The following is a 16,031-nucleotide window of genomic DNA, read 5'->3' as shown; positions in this document are numbered from 1 at the left end:
GAACGTAACAGACTGACGGTCTTTAAGCGAGGTGCGCATGACATCCACAGGTTTCTCCCGAGCTCGCAGCGAGGAGCAGCGCGCCGCTCGGGCCGCGGCCATCCTCGCGACCGCCGACCAGATGCTCTCGGAGATGCGGGTCGCCGACATCACCCTGAACGAACTCGCGCGCCGGGTCGGACTCGCCAAGTCCAATGTGCTGCGCTACTTCCCGTCACGTGAGGCCGTGCTGCTCCAGCTCCTCGACCGGGAGACCCGCGGCTGGCTGGAGGACGTCGAAGCACGCCTGCAGTCGCCGTCGCACCAGCAGCTTCCCGAGGCGATCGCTGCGGCCGCCTCGGCCCGGCCCATTTTCTGCGACCTCGTCGCCAGCTCTGCCGGGGTCCTGGAACACAACGTCTCGGGCGACGTGGCCGCGGACCACAAGCGCGCGTCCCTCGAAACGAGCGACCGCCTGGCGAGGCTCGCCGGCTTCGACGGTCTCGACTCCCGCGCCGGATTGCTCTTCGTCGCCTCGGTCATGCTCAGTATCGGCGGGGCATGGGCCACATCCCAGCCCAGCGAGGGGATGAGCGCCGCCTACGCCGAACATCCCGAGTTCCGCCCCTTCCGGGTCGACTTCGAGACGGCTCTGCGTGAACTCGTCGCCACCGCGCTGGCCGGGATCCGTGCGCGCGGCCTCTGACCCGGTGATCAGCCGACGGGGAGCCCCGCACCCTCCTTCTCGAGTGACGATCGGAGAGCGGACAGCACGGCAGTGACCTCCCGGAGCTGAGCGCTCGGGACATCGATCATGGCTGCGAGACGTTGCACGAAGACATCCTCGGCGTCGTCGACCAGACGCGCTCCGTCGGCAGTGAGGCTGACCAGCGACGATCGGCCGTCTTCCGGATTGGGGTGCCGCCGCGCCCACCCGCGGTCCACGAGCCGGTCGACCCCTTTGCTGATCGCACCAACGCCCGCGGCGAAGTTCTCGGCGATGTCGACGACCCGTGCGCCCGGGTGCTCGCGCAGATAGCGCAGGAACTCGAATTGCGATGTGGCCAATCCATGCTCCGCCCGGAGCCGCTCGCCGACCGCGTTGTACAAGCGTGTCTCGCACCGGACGAGGTCATCGAAGAAGGCCGTCAGGTCCGAACTTGCGGAAGTATATGCCACGGCATACAGTCTAAGGACTATATGCCGTGGCATGTAGTTTCTGGAGGGAGATCGCATGAGCGCAGAACAACGACGGAGCCTCGACGCGCAACTGAGGACAGCAGCAGGCGAGCAGGAGCCGCCCCCCTCGATCGAAGAGATGCGATCAGGATTCGCGGCTCTGATGGGCGCCTTCCCCCTCCCCTCGGGCGTGAGCCGGGCCCCGACTTCACTGGGCGACCGGCCCGCCGTGCGCGTCGAGCCGGAGCATCCGGCGCAGGCAGGGACCATCCTGTACTTCCACGGCGGATCGTTCATCCTCGGTTCGCCTGCCACCGCGATGAGCATCACGGCACAACTCGTGCGCCGCACCGGCATCCGGGCGATCTCCCTCGACTACCGACTCGCTCCGGAGCATCCTTTCCCAGCCGCGATCCACGACGGTCTCGCCGCGTACCGCGAGTTGCTCGCATCCGGAGTGGCGCCGGAGTCCATCGTCTTCGCCGGCGATTCCGCAGGCGGCGGGCTCAGCATCACCACCGCTCTCGCGGTCCGGGATGCGGGACTTCCACTACCCGCTGCGATCGTCGCATTCTCCCCCGGCCTCGACCACACGCGATCGGGTGAGAGCATGCAGTCGAAGGAGGGAATCGACCCGTTCTTCACGCGAGAGGCCATGCGCCGGACCGGGGAGCTGTACCTCGCCGGCCAGGACCCGGCTCAGCCGCTCCTCTCCCCCGCCGTTCATGCCGACCTTCGTGGGCTGCCGCCACTGCTGCTGCAGGTGGGGACGAATGAGCTGCTCCTCGACGACTCCGTCCGCCTTGCCGATCGTGCGCGTGACGCCGGCGTCGATGTGATCCTGGATGTCACCGCGGGCGTCCCGCACGTCTTCCAGGCCTACGTCGACGATCTGGACGAGGCCGCAGAAGCGTTGGATCGCGCCGCCCTGTTCATCCGCCAGCGAGTCACCGGCCGGGGCTGACGGCCGCAGGCGCGTTCTCGGTCAGCAGCTGGAGCGTGCGCAGCAGTTCGCTGCGCTGCTTTTCGTCGAGTGGCGCGAAGAGCTCCTCGAGCACACCGCGTGCCAGGTCGTGACCGTCCTGCAGCGCGGCTCGGCCCGATTCGGTGAGCGCGTACTCGAGTCGACGGCCGCGACCCGCAGCGCGGGAGATGAGGCCCCGATCCTCCAGCCGGTTCGCGAGGGCTCCGAACGACTGGTCGCTCTGGAACGTCGCCACGGCGAGGTCATGTCCGGATGCGCCCGGCATCCGCTCGATGGCCCGCAGCGCGTCCCACTGCACCAGGGTGATGCCGACATCGCGCAGGGCCGCGTCCATCGTGCGGTGGTTGCGGTACTGCGCGCGCTTGACCGCCTGCCCGAGCACTTCCAGGTTCGTCGTCATGGTGCTATCGTATCAACACTCGTATATAAACATGTTTAGATAGGAACGTCATGATCTCAGTGCTCCCCGAAGACCTGCCGATGATCCAGGCCGGCGACCCCACCGCGCGCACCGCGCTGGTTCTGCACGGCGGCGGCGGACCGCAGACCGTCGCCCCGATCGTGGGGCACCTCTCGGCCACGATGCATGTCCTTGCACCGACGCATCCCGGCTGGGACGGCACGACCCGCCCCGAGTCCATCGCCTCCGTCGCCGACCTCGCCCGGGCCTACCTCTCCTGGCTCCTCGACCAGCGGGAGCTCGATGTCGTCCTCATCGGCTCGTCGATCGGCGGGTGGATCGCGCTCGAGATGGCGGTGCAGGCAGCGGCCGACGATCGATTCGCCGGGATCATCGGCGCCGTCATCGACATCGACGGCGTCGGCGCCCTGGTCGAAGGCGAGCCGATCGCGGACTTCTTCGCTCTCGACGCCCGCGGTCTCGCCGAAGTCGCCTGGCACGACCCGGAGCGCGGGTACCTCGACCCGGCCCGGTTCACGGACGAGCAGCGCGCGGTGCAGCAGGGGAACGGACGCACCATGGCCGTCATCGCCGGCACGGGCATGAGCGACGCCACCCTCCTGGACCGCCTCAGCGCGGTGAACGTCCCGACCCTCGCGGTGTGGGGCGCGAGCGACGGGATCGTCACTCCCGCGTACGGGCGCGCTGTCGCCAGCGGGATTCCCGGAGCACAGTTCGTCGAGATCCCGGCGGCCGGACACCTCCCCCACCTGGAAGCTCCGGAAGCGACCTGGGCCGCGATCGACCCGTTCCTGGCTCGCGCCTAGCGGGCCCCGCGTTCCGCCAGGAGCTCCACCAGCCGAGCTCGGCTCCGGATGACCGCATCGAGCGTCGGGCCGCGGAATTCGTCGAGCCCGATCACCAGCGGAGCAGTCGGCGGGACGAGCGAGAGGAAGCCCGGCCAGTCGAGCTGGCCGTCGCCCACTGCGACCTGATCCTCGTTCGCACCGTCGAGCGGCCCGTCCTTCAGGTGGACGGCGAACACCTTGTCGCCGAGGGCACCGATCGTCGACGGCACGTCCACCCCGGCGATCGTGGCCCAGTACGGATCGAACTCGACCCCGATCGACGGTCCGACGCGCTCCATCAGCGCAACCAGAGCCGGCCGACCCTCGACCGTGACCCGGAGGTCGTCGTCGTGGTTGTGGAACGCCACCCGCATGCCCAGCGGGGCGGCCAGCTGCGCCGCCCGCTCGAGGTCGTCGGCTATGCGCCGAACGCCATCGGGCGCGTGCCAGCGTTCGGCCGGGAAGGAGGGATGCATCACGAGCGTCGCCCCGGCCTCCGCCGCGGCAGCGATGGTGCGGGGCAGCTCGTCGCCGACGAGCTCGCCGTGCACGGTCGGCGTGGTGATGCCGGTGCGCGCGAGCGCCGGAGCGAGAGCGGGCAAGGTCCGCGAGATATGGAACGGTTCCACGTGCGTGAAGCCGGCGTCCGCAAGTCTGTCGATGACGGCATCCCAGCCGAGCTCATCGATCTCTTCGCGAACGCTCCACAGTTGTACGGAGATCATCGGTGCAATTGTGGTTCACGACGACACCGTGTCGACGCCGCCGGGCCGTATGAACGGAACATTGGGCTCCCCAGGGCGATGGCTGTGAAGGGGGATCGTATGGCTGCCTGGCTTGAGATCGAGTACCCGTTTCGTGGTCGCTGGCTCGTGCAGAACAGCCCCGCCGATCGAGTGCCCAGTCACGGCACGGCGCTGTTCGCGAGTGCGTACGCGATCGATTTCGTGCCCGTCGATGCCACGGGGCGCACCACTCCCCTCACGCTCGGTTCGCTTGTGCGGCCCGAACCTCCCGAACGGTTTCGCGGGTTCGGGCGCGAACTGCTCGCGCCCGTCGGGGGAATTGTGACGCGTACGCACGACGCGGAACCCGACCACCTGGCGTATCGCGGAGTGTCTTCGATCTCCTATGCGCTCACCCAGAGGCGTCGTGTGCAGGCGGGATGGGCGGCGCTGGCCGGAAACCACGTGTTCATCGAGACCGACGGCATCCTGATCGCCCTGTGCCACCTCCAACGCGGCAGCCTGACAGCGCGGTCTGGACAGCGCGTTCACGTGGGTGACGCGATTGCCCGCTGCGGCAACTCGGGCAACAGCACCGAGCCGCACGTCCATGTCCAGGCCATCGATGACCCGGATGTCCGCCGCGCCAACGCCGTACGCCTCACCTTCGCCGGCTCGATCCCGCACAACGGAGACGTCATCGACGCCGGCGTGTAGCGCGGGCTCCGGTGCGGACGGACCTCTTACAAGAGCCGACACCGGCACGCTAGCTTGGGGGCATCCCAGCAGAGGAGGGCCCGTGGGCGCGGTGGTCATGTACAGCTCGGTGTCCGTCGACGGCTTCATCGCGGACGCGGACGACCAGCCCGGACCGCTGTTCGACTGGCTGATGAGCGGTGACGTCCCGTTGGACGAGAGCGGCGTGCTGAAGGTCTCACAGGCGTCCTACGACTACACCCGCCCGTACTGGGATCGGATCGGCGTGACCGTCGTCGGCCGCCACGTGTTCGACCTGACGGACGGCTGGGACGGCACGCCTCCGAGCGGAGTGGAGCACGTGGTCGTCGTCACCCACCGCCCCGCGCCCGAGGGCTGGGACCCGGAGGCACCGTTCCATTTCGTGGACGGCATCGAGGCGGCCGTGACGAAGGCTCAAGAGCTTGCGGGCGAACGGATTGTCGAGGTCGCCGCCGGCGATATCGGTGGCCAGGCACTCGCCGCGGGCCTGATCGATGAAGTGCGGATGGATGTCATCCCCGTCGTTTTCGGGTCCGGCAAGCGCTACTTCGGGTCGGTCGACGCGCAGCACCTGCTGGAGGATCCGGACGCGGTGATTCTGGGCGACCGGGTGCTCCACCTGCGCTATCCGGTGCGCCATTGAGCCGCTCGCGAAATCAGACGGTGATGACGATCTTGCCCTGCGCCTTCCCTGCTTCGAGGTAGCGCATCGCATCCGGAGCACTTTCGAGCGGAAACGTCGCGTCGACCCTCGCAGTGATGGTGCCCGCCGCGAGAAGCTCGCCGAGATCGTCGAGATCGGCCGTCGATTGTGTGCCGATCAGCATGAGCAGACGCTGACGGATGAACGGGCTGAGGGCGAGGGCTCGTGCCTGTCTGCTCATCCCGACCCAGTCGCCGGCATTCTCACCGCCGACCAGCACCGCCACACCGGAGAGGGTGAGCGCCCGGCGAAGCCGCCCGAGTGGGGCGTTTCCGCCGATGTCGAGGATGACGTCGTAGCGCTGGCCGCTCTCCGTGGATCCGGTGCGGGTGTAGTCGGTGACGTGGTCGGCACCGAGCTCCCGCACGAACGGGACTTTCGACGTGCTGCACGTGCCGGTGACCTCGGCTCCGGCGGCTTTGGCGAGTTGCACGGCGAAGCTGCCGACGCCCCCTGAGGCGCCGATGACCAGTACCGTCTGGCCGGCGGTCAGGCCGGCTCGCCGGATGGCCTGCATGGCGGTGATGGCCGAGATCGGAGCGGATGCGGCGTCCGTGAAGCTGACGCCCGCCGGCTTGTGCGCAAGTCGGGATTCCGACGCCACCGCGTACTCGGCGAAGGAGCCCTTGGCCACTCCGAACACCTCGTCGCCGACTGAGAACCGGGTGGTTCCGTCACCGACCTCGACGACGGTGCCTGCCACATCCTGACCCGCGACCGGCTGCTTCGGGCCTCTCATCCCGAATGCCGGCCGCATCGCATACGGCTTGCCCGTCATCACGTGCCACGTGTTGCGGCCGAGGCCGGCGGCGCGGACCTGCACCAGCACCTCGCCGGTGGCGGGGGTCGGACGCGGCATCGTCCGGAGTTCCAGGACGTCGGCGGAGCCGTATCGTTCCTGCGCGATCGCACGCATCGAGACCTTGGGGTGCGATCCGTCCGGCTGGTCAGCGGCGCTGACCGGGTTGCTGAGGGATGACATGACGCTCCTTTCCGGTCGGCGAGCTGCCGTTCCGTACTTAGTACGAAACTGTATCGTACTAAGTACCAAAACGCGATAGGGTAAACACATGACTGCAGAAGAGGCCACCGACCACGCTGCAGCGCCAGGCCGGCTGAGCCGGGAACGCGTTCTGCGCGCGGCCATCGCCATCGCCGGGGAGACCGGGATCGCGTCGCTGACGATCCGGTCTCTCGCCGAACGCCTCGGCGTGAAGCCGATGTCCGTCTACTACTACGTGAAGAACAAGAGCGAGATCCTGGACGGCATCGTCGATCTGGTGTTCGCAGAGATCGAACTGCCGTCGCTCGACGGCGAGTGGTCGAGGGAGCTGCATGCGTGGGCGCTCTCGGCACGTCACGTGCTCGCCCGCAACTCCTGGGCGATCACTCTGCTGGAGTCACGGTCCACGCCCGGGCCGGCGACGCTCCGCCACCACGACCGGATCATCGGCGTGCTGCGCGGCGCCGGATTCTCCGTGGCCACGACCGCGCACGCCTACGCTCTCCTCGACAGCTACGTCTACGGATTCGCGCTCCAGGAGGCGGCGCTCCCCTTCGACTCGAGCACAGCAACCGAGGTCGCCGAGTCGATCATGCAGCCGTTCGAACCGGGCGAATACCCGAACCTCGTCGAACTGGCGACCGAGCACGTCTTCCAGCCCGGCTACGACTTCGGCAACGAGTTCGACTTCGGCATCAGCCTGATCCTCGACGGGCTGGCGAAAGCGCTGGCGTCCGGCGGGTAGGGCACGTGCCGGCCGACGGCTGTGCGCGTGTGACGTTCCTTACGCTCCGTGACATCGACGCGTGACGGGGCGCTGGGGACGTGCGTAACGTGCGGGCCCATGGCTTCCTCCACGACCCTCGCCCCGACCCGTTTCCGTACACCGCTGGACGGTCTCGACCCCGTCATCGACGACCTCGCGGCCGAGCTGCGGGACACGACAGCGCAGCGGGAGCGGGACCGTCAGCTGCTGCATGAGCCGGTCCGCCGGCTGATCGACGCGGGCTTCGGGGGCGTACGCGTGCCGGTCGCTCAGGGCGGCCTCGGCGGGTCGCTCGAGGACCTCTTCGAGCGGCTGGTGCACCTGGCGTCCATCGACCCGAACCTCGCGCACGTGTTCCGCGGGCACATCGGATTCGTCGAGAGCCTGCACGTCGACGAGCGCCGGGAGTGGGCGGACCGCTGGCTCGCACGAGCTGCCGACGGGATCCTCGTCGGCAACGCCCAGTCGGAGCGGAGTGCCACCGCCGATGTCGCGGCCACGGTCGCCCGTACGCCCGACGGACTCCGCCTCTCCGGGACCAAGTACTACACGACCGGCAGCATCTACTCGGACTGGATCCTCTTGACCGCACAGCTCGACGACGAGCGCGTCAACGTCCTCGCCGACGCGTCGCATCCCGGTGTGGCGTCGGTCGACGACTGGGACGGATTCGGCCAGCCGCTGACCGGGAGCGGGACGACCGTGTTCGACGGCGTGCCCGTGGACCACTCCGACATCATCCGGTGGAGCGACGAGGACGACGGCGCCGGAGAATACGTGGCGGCAGTGTTCCAGTTGACCCTCCTGGCCGTCCTGGCGGGGATCGCGACCGCCGCCCTGCGCGACACGGTCGCGTTCGTCCGTCCTCGTCGCCGCATCTTCGGCTTCGCCTCCGAGGCGCGCCCGCGCGACGACGCGCTCGTTCACCAGGTCGTCGGCCAGCTCAGCAGCGCGGCGGACGCCTCCCGCCGGCTGGTTCTCTCCGCTGCGCGAGAGCTGGACGACCTGCGCTCGCGCAGCGATAGACGGGAGGCCTTCCGGGACTCGGCGCTCAGCGTGTTCCGCGTGCAGCAGATCGTGCCGAAGATCGTCCTGGATGCGACCACCGAGCTGTTCGAGGTCGGCGGCGCCAGCGCGGTCGGCAACGGGTTCGCCCTCGACCGGCACTGGCGCAACGCCCGCACCCTCTCCTCGCACAACCCGGCGCGTCAGCGTGCTCGCGCCATCGGCGAGTACGAGCTCAACGGGACCTTCGCGACGTGGGGACGGGAGCACACCCCGGTGAGCGTGCAGCCGACGGCCGAATAGGGCCAGAATCACGCTATGACCGTCCCGTTCTTCTGGGTGGACGTCTTCGCCGAACGGCCGTTGACCGGAAACCCGCTCTCGCTCGTGCCGGACGCCGACGACCTCGACGAGGCGATCATGCGCGCCATCGCCCGCGAGTTCAATCAGTCCGAGACGACGTTCCTCCTCCAGCCGACGCACCCGCGGGCTGACGTGCGGCTGCGATCCTTCACACCGGACGGCGTGGAGGTCTTCGGCGCCGGCCACAATGCGATGGGTGCGTGGCTCTGGCTGGGCGAGTCGGATCGCCTCCCGGCGGACCGGCAGACGTTCGTCCAGGAGATCGGCGAAGACCTGCTCGAGGTGCGGCTGAGCCGGGATGACGACGGCCGCGTCCGGGTCACGATGGATCAGTCGCGGCCCGAGTTCGGGGCGCGGCTGACCGACTCTCGACCCCTCGCCGCCGCGCTCGGCGTCCCCGCAACCGCACTCGACACTCGCCGCCTTCCCGAGGTTGCCTCCACCGGGGCGGCTCACCTCCTCGTCCGGTTGGCGTCAGCGGACGGCGTGGATGGCTCACGACCGGATCCGGGCGCCCTGAAAGTCGTCCTCGCCGAGGCCAGCGCAGAGGGCTGCTACCTGTACACGACCGCCGTCCCGCCCGACAGCTCGGCGCTCGCTTACGCGCGGTTCTTCAACCCGACCGTCGGGATCGGGGAGGACGCGGCCACCGGAACGGCGGCCGGGCCCCTGGTGGCGCTGCTCGTCCGCGACGGTCTCGCACCGGCGGGCGTGCCGGTCATCATCGAGCAGGGGCGCGCAATGGGACGGCCGAGCCGGATCACCGTGACCGCCGACGACGAGCGCGTGGCGATCTCCGGCGCGGGCGTCATCACCGGGTCCGGGGTGCTCAACCTCTGAACGGGTGCGCTCACCGCTACTCGTCCGGCCGCACCAGGACCAGCCACGCGCCGACGCCGCCACCGACGATTCCCACAATGGCAGCGAGCGCGAGCAGGAACAGCGCCCACGTCAGCCCGAACAGCAGCCCCACCGCACAGAGCGCGATGAGCACCACGGTGGTCACGTCCGGGTTGAGACGGTCGAGGGTCTTCTCCAGTCGCTGTCTCTCCGGGATGCGCCGGGCCCGGCTTCCCAGCGCCCACAGCGACGCTGCCAGACCGACGGCGAGTGCGAGCAACTCGACGCCCAGCGCCCACAGCGTGGGGTTCGGGAGTGCAGTGAGGATGGCGGCGATCAGGAGCCCGAGGAAGATGGCGAGGATCTGCGCCACCCGGGCGCGCAGACGGTGCGAGTGGGCGATCGCGTCGGCGCGGATCGACACGGCGACGAAGAGCAACCCGACGAGCGCTCCCATGGAGCCGCCGAGGATGACCGCGAAGTCAGTCCAGCGCTCCATGCACCCGCCCCGCCTCGCCGACGCTCTGGACGGCCTCGACGGCCTGGAGGATGAGGTCCGCGATGTCGCGCGGATGCGTGACGATCGAGAGGTGGCCGGAGGGCAGCTCGATCGTGCGGGCTCGCATCCTGTCGGCCAGGAACCGTTCGAGGTCCGGCGAGGTCGTGTGGTCCTGTTGGGAGACCGCATACCAGCACGGCTTCTGGCGCCAGGCTGCGGCCGTCGTACGTGACGCGAACAGCGTCTGCGCGATCGGACCCTGCACCGCGTAGAGCACCTCGGCCCGTTCCTTCTCGACACCGTTGGCGAAGTGCTCCACGAAGGCAGAGTGCGTGAGCCGGCCGAACCCGTCGGTGAAGACGAGCCCGGCAGACGCCGGAGGAGCCGGATACCGGCCCGCGAGTGCCGTGTAATCCTCCCCGACGTCAGGCGCACGCGCGGCGACGTAGACCAGGGCACGGACGGTGTCGTGTGCTCCCGCCTCGGTGATCACCGTCCCCGCCCAGGAGTGCCCGGCGAGGACGACGGGACCGCCGGCGAGCTCGACGGCCCGCCGCGTCGCGGCCACGTCTTCCGCAAGAGAGGTGAGCGGATTCTGCACCGCGGTCACCGGGATGCCGGCCTGCAGCAGCAATTCGATGACGTCTGACCACGACGAGCCGTCCGCATACGCGCCGTGCACGAGCACGACGCTCACACTGGGGGATCCGTTGTCCATGTCCGACCTTCCGCTGAGCACGACGAGGGTTGTGCCAACATGCCCGATCGAGGCATCCCGCGGCTAGTGCTTTTCCGTGGCGTCACCACTCCGGGACGTCGACGCCCAGCCATCGACCCAGGTCCGCGATCTCGGCGCGAACCATGTCGTGCTCGTCCTCGTCGAACGGCAGGAACTCGTGGACCGCCGTCACCCTCAGCTCTTCGCGATCGGTGTCGACCTCGGCGTCGAGCATGCCCACGAAGCGATCGCCCATCAGGATCGGATGGGCGAAGTATCCGTACTTCCGCTGCGGCTTCGGCTTGAACTGCTCGAGCACGTAATCGAATTCGAAGAGCTCGCGCAGCCGCGGGCGATCGAACAGCATGCCGTCGTACGGGCTGAGGAACGCGGCCCGACCGACCGCATCGTTCTCCAGCGCCGTAAGTGCCTCGGGATCGACGCGCCACTTCTGGTGCATCCCCTCGATCACCGCCGGCTCGCCCGCCTCCCCGACCGGCGTCCACGGAGATTTCTGCTTGGCGATGCCCGCCGCTTGCAGCCTCCGCTCGTTCAGCATCCGCTCCGCCTCGTCATATGCGTATTCAGGCATATCCTTCGGGTAAACGCGCTCGGCGAGATCCCAACGCCGGTGGCGCCCCTCGCGTCCGACGATCGCGACCTCCCCTTGCCGCAGCAGGAAGTCGAGCATGTGCACCACCTGGTTGGGCCCGTACCAGCCGTCCGGCGGCCGGACCACCTGGGCGGTATCGGGGATCTCGCTCGCAAGCAACGGGCCCTCCGCGCGCAATCGCGCCAGGACGTCGGTGCGGAAGGCATCGTTCGCCTCCAGCCACTGGCGGCTGCTCTCCCGGCGCGGCCAGCGCCGCATGGCCGGCAGCATCAGCGGCAGCAGGCTCACCGGACGGAAGGCTCCGTCGAACTCGAACAGCAACCGGTCCGCTTCGACGGTCTTCGCGAGCTGGCCCCTGTCGTAGCCCGAGCCGATCCGCGACCACAGGATGGTGTGCTCCGCGGGCGCGATGGTGGCCGTCGGGTCGATCTTTACGGCGCCGAGCTGCTCGGCGATCCCGACGACGTCGTCAGGACGGTCCGCCTCCAGCAGCTGCGCCTGCACCGCGATGCGGCGAGCCTCATCGCGGGTGAGCTGGTGCATGACGGGCCTCACCCACCCGACGCTACCGGAGGACCGGCCGCTGGTGAGAGGGCCTGCTCACGTCTTCTTGGAGGGTCACCGTGCCTGCCCGCTCACCACGTCGAGGCGAGATCCTGCCGCAGCCCGAGCGTCGTGCCGTCGGACAGTCGCACCGCCGCCAGCCGGGATCCGGGCACGTCCACGATGCCGGTGTCCGGGTCGCCGTTGGTGACGGGAGCGGTCCCCAGGACCTCCAGACGACCTCCCTTCACCTCCCCGAGCCCGTCGGCGCCGGCCGCGATCAAGTCGCGGCGCGCAGCTTCGATGTCCGCCGTGTTGAGAAAGACGAGCGGTGCATCCGTCCACGGCAACGACGTGAGCCCGATCTCCGTGTCCGCTGTCTTGAACACGGCGAAGTCGGCCTCCCCCGCCTGGCGCTCCACACCACTGCTCGAATATGCCGGCCCGCCGTCGAAAACGGTCGACCACGCGGCGACGCTCGCCGCGAAGTCCGTGACCGGGAAGACGATCGTGGCGACCTCTGGATTCTGCATGATGGTCCTTTCACCCTCGATGAAGAACCAGTCAAACCGAGATTGCGGCCAGGTAACGTCCTCTACCGCAAGTACCGCCCGGCCAGTTCTTCGATCAATCGCGCTCCCAGCAACTCGCCCGGAACGGGGCCGAAGCGGGCGAGAGCTTGCCGGTGGAGGTCGGCGGACGCATCCAGCATCGGGGATGCGGTGGAGGTCGATCGGGCGAGGGCGGCGACGGTACCGAGCTCCTCGACCACCCGGTCGATGCCGAAGCTCGCCAGATAGTCGCCTTCGAACATGCGCGGAAGGTGCTGCGTCAGCGCCGTGCTGCTTCCGGCACTATCGGCGAGAAGCGCCTGGAGGTGCTGGGGCGCCAGACCCTGGGCCTGACCGATGAGCAGGGCTTCCGTGGCAGCGACCGCGTTCGCGAACCACAGGGCGTTCGCCAGAAGTTTCACCGTGGGCCCGTCGCTCGGGTTCGGGCCGCACACCCTGATCCCGCCGTCAGGGGACAGCTCTCGCAGGATCGGCTCAGCACGGGCTACCGGATCGGACGAGCCGCCCACGTAGAAGACCAACGTCCCGGCGGCGGCGTCGGCGGGGCCTCCGCCCATCGGCGCTGCGACCGCCTCGATCCCCCGCTCAGCGGCTTCGGTTGCGAGGTCGGCGACCCTGACCGGATCTCCCGAGGTGAGGTCGAGCCAGAGCGCACCGCTGCGCAACGCAGGGAGCGCCTCGTTCATGACGGCCCCGGCCTCATCCGGCCCGGGAAGCACGGTGATGAACACGTCGCTCACCTGCGCGACCGCGGCGACCGAATCCATCCACACCCCGCCTGCCCCGCTCACGACCTCCCGCCGGGTGGGATCGGTGTCGAACGCCGCGACCGGACCCGACGGCGTCAGCCGCGCGAGCACGCCGGAACCCATCCGGCCGACGCCGACCATGCCGATGCGCGCCGGGGGCGCGGAAGCGTTGGCTGTCACCGTTTCACAGTGCCACAGACCGGGGAGGCTAGCGCGACGGAGCGCTGGTCGACTCGCGCAGCACCAGCCGGGTAGGGATCGGGATGGATTCCGCGACTGTCTCGTGCTCCTCGAGGGCGATGAGCACCTGCTGCATCGTCAACGCCCCCAACGACGCGAAATCCTGACGGATCGTGGTGAGCGGAGGGACGAAGTACGCCGCCTCGGGCACGTCGTCGAATCCCACGACGCTGATGTCGTCGGGCACCCGGAGCCCGCGGGCACGCAACGCAGCCATGAGTCCGATGGCCATCTGGTCATTGGCGACGAACACCGCGGAGGTCGTCTCCGCGCTCAGCCGCATCCCGAATTCGTGCCCGCTTGCCGCCGACCAGTCGCCGTGGCTGAGCTCGGTCGCGACCAGGCGCGCCTCGGCGAGCTCGTCGCGCCATCCCCGCTCGCGCTCGAGGGCGTCCGGGGAGACCGCTGGGCCGGCCAGATGCGCGATGTTGCGGTGGCCCAGCTCCACGAGATGGCGGACCGCCTCGCGCGCACCGCGGTACTGGTCGATGGATACGGTGAGCGGTCCGCGATGCTGGCCCGCAGCGACCGCGACGATCGGGACACCGGCCTCGAGGCTCCGAACCACGTCGAGCTGGGCGACATCCTCGGCGATGAGCACCACGGCCTCCACTCGCTCGCGCAGCAGCGACTCCACCAGTCCGCGGATCGAGCTGACGTCCGCCGAGACGGAGGTGACGCTGATGACGCTGTAGCGGGCCTCGCGCGCCGCCTCGTTGAAGTGGATGGCGATGGACGACGGCCCGAAATCGGCGCTTCCCGGCGTGATCAGGCCGATCATCCGGGTCCGCCGCGTCACCAGTGCGCGAGCCGCGGGGGACGGCGTGTACCGGAGCTGCTTGATGGCCTGCTCCACGCGCTGACGGGTCGCCGGCCTCACCCCGGGCACATCGTTGAGCACGCGGGACACGGTCTGGTGCGAGACGCTGGCCAGGCGTGCGACATCGAAGATGTTCGCCACCTTCGCCGGTCTGTCCTCGGCGCTCACCTCTGCGTCCGCCTCATGCGAGGTCGCCGTCGGTCTGCTCGTCGTCCGGGTCCGCGCTGGCGACGAGGGCCAGGAGGGATTCGAAGCTCACGTCGTCGGAGTCGAGGGTGGCGATGACCTCACGGTCGCGGAGGACGATGATCCGGTGGCCGACGCGCAGCACCTCCTCCAGCTCTGCGGAGATGAAGAGGACGGTCATCCCGGACTCCGCCAGCTCGCTGACGAGCCGCTGGATCTCCACTTTCGCCCCAACGTCGATGCCGCGGGTCGGCTCGTCGAGGGCCAGGATCCGAGGGGACAGGGCGAGCAGCCGGGCGAGCATGACCTTCTGCTGGTTGCCGCCGGAGAGAGAGCCGGCAGCGCGCTCGGGGTCGGCCGGGCGGATGTCGAGCGCCTCGATCCAGCTCGCGGTGAGCTCGTCCTGGCGTGCGCGAGGGATGCGGCGCAGCCAGCCCCGCTCGGCCTGCAGGGCCAGCGTGATGTTCTCGCGGACGGTCAACTCCCCGATGATGCCCTCGAGCTTGCGGTTCTCGGACGAGTAGGCGATCCCCGCACGCAGTCCGTCCCGCGGTCCGGAAAGGCGGGCGGGAGCCCCGCCGACCAGGATGGCTCCCCCGTCGATGCCGTCGATCCCGGCTAGGAGACGGGCGAGTTCGGTCCGGCCGGAGCCGAGGAGCCCCGCGAGTCCGACCACCTCTCCTTCGTACAGGTCTACGTCCGCGGGTTTCAGCATGCCGCGCCGTTCGATCCGGTTCGCCGAGAGCACCGGGGTCGCCCCCTCGACGCTGGGCTGGGTCTCGGGTCGCACCTCCACGCTCTCGAGCTCGGCCGCCTCGCGCCCCAGCATCTTCTGCACGAGGTCGATGCGCAGCAGCTCCGTCGTCAGGTATTCGCCGACCAGCTCACCGTTGCGGAGCACGGTCACCCGGTCGCAGATCTCGTACACCTGCTCGAGGAAGTGCGAGACGAAGAGGATGGCGACGCCGCGCGATCGCAGCTCGCGGATGACGCGGAACAGCTCCGTCACCTCGTCCTGGTCGAGGCTCGACGTCGGTTCGTCGAGCACCAGCACCTTGAGGTCGGCGGAGACCGCGCGGGCGATGGCCACCAGCTGCTGCACCGCGAGAGAATACGAGCCGAGGGGGCTGGCGGGGTCGATGTCGAGGCCGAGACTGCCGAGCGCATCCCGCGCGTCGGATCGCATCCGTCCCCAGTCGATGCCTCCCCGCCGGCGCGGCTCGCGCCCGAGCATGATGTTCTCGGCGACGGTCAGGTTCGGCAGCAGGTCCACCTCTTGGTAGACCGTGCGGATGCCGGCCTTCTGGGCCTGCCGGGGGTTCGAGAACGTGCGCGGCACGCCATCCAGTCGCACGACACCGGAGTCGAGCCGGATGACGCCGGTGATCGCCCGGATCAGGGTCGACTTCCCGGCCCCGTTCTCCCCCATCAGCGAGTGGACCTCGCCGGGGAACATCCGGAAGTCCACGTTCGAGAGCGCCGCGTCGCCCGCGAACCGCACGGATGCGCCGCTGACCTCCACGACCGGGTCGACATGCATCGTCGCCTCGCGCTCCT

At 69.2% G+C, this 16,031-nt stretch carries 19 protein-coding genes; 8 read left to right on the top strand and 11 right to left on the bottom strand.

The annotated features are described in order from the left end of the window. The first annotated feature begins 37 nt into the window (after nucleotides 1-37). Nucleotides 38-685, top strand: a complete 648-nt coding sequence (locus AB4Z18_RS14265; protein ID WP_441783391.1) for a TetR/AcrR family transcriptional regulator — start codon at nucleotides 38-40, stop codon at nucleotides 683-685. Nucleotides 686-693: 8 nt separating this feature from the next. Here AB4Z18_RS14265 and AB4Z18_RS14260 read toward each other — a convergent pair whose 3' ends face one another. Continuing rightward, nucleotides 694-1,158 (bottom strand): MarR family winged helix-turn-helix transcriptional regulator, encoded by a 465-nt coding sequence (locus AB4Z18_RS14260; protein ID WP_441783390.1) that lies wholly within the window; start codon nucleotides 1,156-1,158, stop codon nucleotides 694-696. Between the two features lie 55 nt (nucleotides 1,159-1,213). Here AB4Z18_RS14260 and AB4Z18_RS14255 point away from each other — a divergent pair, with 55 nt between their 5' ends. Beyond that, a complete protein-coding gene (locus AB4Z18_RS14255) occupies nucleotides 1,214-2,122 on the top strand; it encodes an alpha/beta hydrolase (RefSeq protein ID WP_441783389.1) in 909 nt (302 codons plus the stop codon). Here the strand turns inward: AB4Z18_RS14255 and AB4Z18_RS14250 are convergent. Beyond that, the gene (locus tag AB4Z18_RS14250) at nucleotides 2,106-2,543 is read right to left on the bottom strand and encodes a MarR family winged helix-turn-helix transcriptional regulator (protein ID WP_441783388.1); all 438 of its coding nucleotides are present in this window, start codon (nucleotides 2,541-2,543) and stop codon (nucleotides 2,106-2,108) included. The genes AB4Z18_RS14255 and AB4Z18_RS14250 overlap by 17 nt on opposite strands. A gap of 50 nt (nucleotides 2,544-2,593) precedes the next feature. On the opposite strand from AB4Z18_RS14250, the gene AB4Z18_RS14245 reads away from it, so the two are divergent. Next, nucleotides 2,594-3,370: an alpha/beta fold hydrolase gene (locus AB4Z18_RS14245; RefSeq protein WP_441783387.1), complete on the top strand. Its 777-nt coding sequence runs from the start codon at nucleotides 2,594-2,596 to the stop codon at nucleotides 3,368-3,370. Here the strand turns inward: AB4Z18_RS14245 and AB4Z18_RS14240 are convergent. After that, nucleotides 3,367-4,116, bottom strand: a complete 750-nt coding sequence (locus AB4Z18_RS14240; RefSeq protein ID WP_441783386.1) for a sugar phosphate isomerase/epimerase family protein — start codon at nucleotides 4,114-4,116, stop codon at nucleotides 3,367-3,369. The genes AB4Z18_RS14245 and AB4Z18_RS14240 overlap by 4 nt on opposite strands. A gap of 99 nt (nucleotides 4,117-4,215) precedes the next feature. Here AB4Z18_RS14240 and AB4Z18_RS14235 point away from each other — a divergent pair, with 99 nt between their 5' ends. Together AB4Z18_RS14235 and AB4Z18_RS14230 are read left to right on the top strand one after the other, a co-directional pair. Further along, complete coding sequence (locus AB4Z18_RS14235) at nucleotides 4,216-4,833, top strand: M23 family metallopeptidase (protein ID WP_441783385.1); 618 nt, start codon at nucleotides 4,216-4,218, stop codon at nucleotides 4,831-4,833. 82 nt (nucleotides 4,834-4,915) lie between these two features. After that, the gene (locus AB4Z18_RS14230) at nucleotides 4,916-5,497 is read left to right on the top strand and encodes a dihydrofolate reductase family protein (RefSeq protein ID WP_441783384.1); all 582 of its coding nucleotides are present in this window, start codon (nucleotides 4,916-4,918) and stop codon (nucleotides 5,495-5,497) included. Between the two features lie 13 nt (nucleotides 5,498-5,510). Here AB4Z18_RS14230 and AB4Z18_RS14225 read toward each other — a convergent pair whose 3' ends face one another. Further along, nucleotides 5,511-6,539, bottom strand: coding sequence for an NAD(P)-dependent alcohol dehydrogenase (locus AB4Z18_RS14225; protein ID WP_441783383.1), 1,029 nt, complete (start codon nucleotides 6,537-6,539; stop codon nucleotides 5,511-5,513). A gap of 88 nt (nucleotides 6,540-6,627) precedes the next feature. On the opposite strand from AB4Z18_RS14225, the gene AB4Z18_RS14220 reads away from it, so the two are divergent. The 3 genes from AB4Z18_RS14220 (at nucleotide 6,628) to AB4Z18_RS14210 (ending at nucleotide 9,534) form a co-directional block, all read left to right on the top strand. Continuing rightward, nucleotides 6,628-7,305: a TetR/AcrR family transcriptional regulator gene (locus AB4Z18_RS14220; RefSeq protein WP_441783382.1), complete on the top strand. Its 678-nt coding sequence runs from the start codon at nucleotides 6,628-6,630 to the stop codon at nucleotides 7,303-7,305. Between the two features lie 99 nt (nucleotides 7,306-7,404). After that, a complete protein-coding gene (locus tag AB4Z18_RS14215; RefSeq protein WP_441783381.1) occupies nucleotides 7,405-8,634 on the top strand; it encodes a hypothetical protein in 1,230 nt (409 codons plus the stop codon). A 15-nt stretch (nucleotides 8,635-8,649) separates the two neighbouring features. Beyond that, nucleotides 8,650-9,534, top strand: a complete 885-nt coding sequence (locus tag AB4Z18_RS14210; protein ID WP_441783380.1) for a PhzF family phenazine biosynthesis protein — start codon at nucleotides 8,650-8,652, stop codon at nucleotides 9,532-9,534. 16 nt (nucleotides 9,535-9,550) lie between these two features. Here the strand turns inward: AB4Z18_RS14210 and AB4Z18_RS14205 are convergent, their stop codons facing one another. The 7 genes from AB4Z18_RS14205 to AB4Z18_RS14175 form a co-directional block, all read right to left on the bottom strand. Continuing rightward, nucleotides 9,551-10,033, bottom strand: a complete 483-nt coding sequence (locus AB4Z18_RS14205) for a hypothetical protein (RefSeq protein WP_441783379.1) — start codon at nucleotides 10,031-10,033, stop codon at nucleotides 9,551-9,553. Then, nucleotides 10,017-10,751: an alpha/beta fold hydrolase gene (locus AB4Z18_RS14200; protein ID WP_441783378.1), complete on the bottom strand. Its 735-nt coding sequence runs from the start codon at nucleotides 10,749-10,751 to the stop codon at nucleotides 10,017-10,019. The genes AB4Z18_RS14205 and AB4Z18_RS14200 overlap by 17 nt, the downstream gene beginning before the upstream one ends. Before the next feature lie 82 nt (nucleotides 10,752-10,833). Beyond that, complete coding sequence (locus tag AB4Z18_RS14195; RefSeq protein ID WP_441784011.1) at nucleotides 10,834-11,907, bottom strand: DNA glycosylase AlkZ-like family protein; 1,074 nt, start codon at nucleotides 11,905-11,907, stop codon at nucleotides 10,834-10,836. Between the two features lie 92 nt (nucleotides 11,908-11,999). Next, nucleotides 12,000-12,440 (bottom strand): VOC family protein, encoded by a 441-nt coding sequence (locus tag AB4Z18_RS14190; RefSeq protein ID WP_441783377.1) that lies wholly within the window; start codon nucleotides 12,438-12,440, stop codon nucleotides 12,000-12,002. A gap of 62 nt (nucleotides 12,441-12,502) precedes the next feature. After that, the gene (locus AB4Z18_RS14185) at nucleotides 12,503-13,408 is read right to left on the bottom strand and encodes an NAD(P)-dependent oxidoreductase (RefSeq protein WP_441783376.1); all 906 of its coding nucleotides are present in this window, start codon (nucleotides 13,406-13,408) and stop codon (nucleotides 12,503-12,505) included. Between the two features lie 28 nt (nucleotides 13,409-13,436). Next, nucleotides 13,437-14,456, bottom strand: a complete 1,020-nt coding sequence (locus AB4Z18_RS14180) for a LacI family DNA-binding transcriptional regulator (RefSeq protein WP_441783375.1) — start codon at nucleotides 14,454-14,456, stop codon at nucleotides 13,437-13,439. A gap of 13 nt (nucleotides 14,457-14,469) precedes the next feature. Further along, complete coding sequence (locus tag AB4Z18_RS14175; protein WP_441783374.1) at nucleotides 14,470-16,014, bottom strand: sugar ABC transporter ATP-binding protein; 1,545 nt, start codon at nucleotides 16,012-16,014, stop codon at nucleotides 14,470-14,472. Nucleotides 16,015-16,031: the final 17 nt, after the last annotated feature.

This window comes from Leifsonia sp. 2TAF2, from assembly GCF_052115085.1.
Taxonomy (GTDB): Bacteria; Actinomycetota; Actinomycetes; order Actinomycetales; family Microbacteriaceae; genus Leifsonia.
The sequence above is the reverse complement of the archived record's forward strand: the minus strand, read 5'-3'. Positions and strand labels throughout refer to the sequence as shown.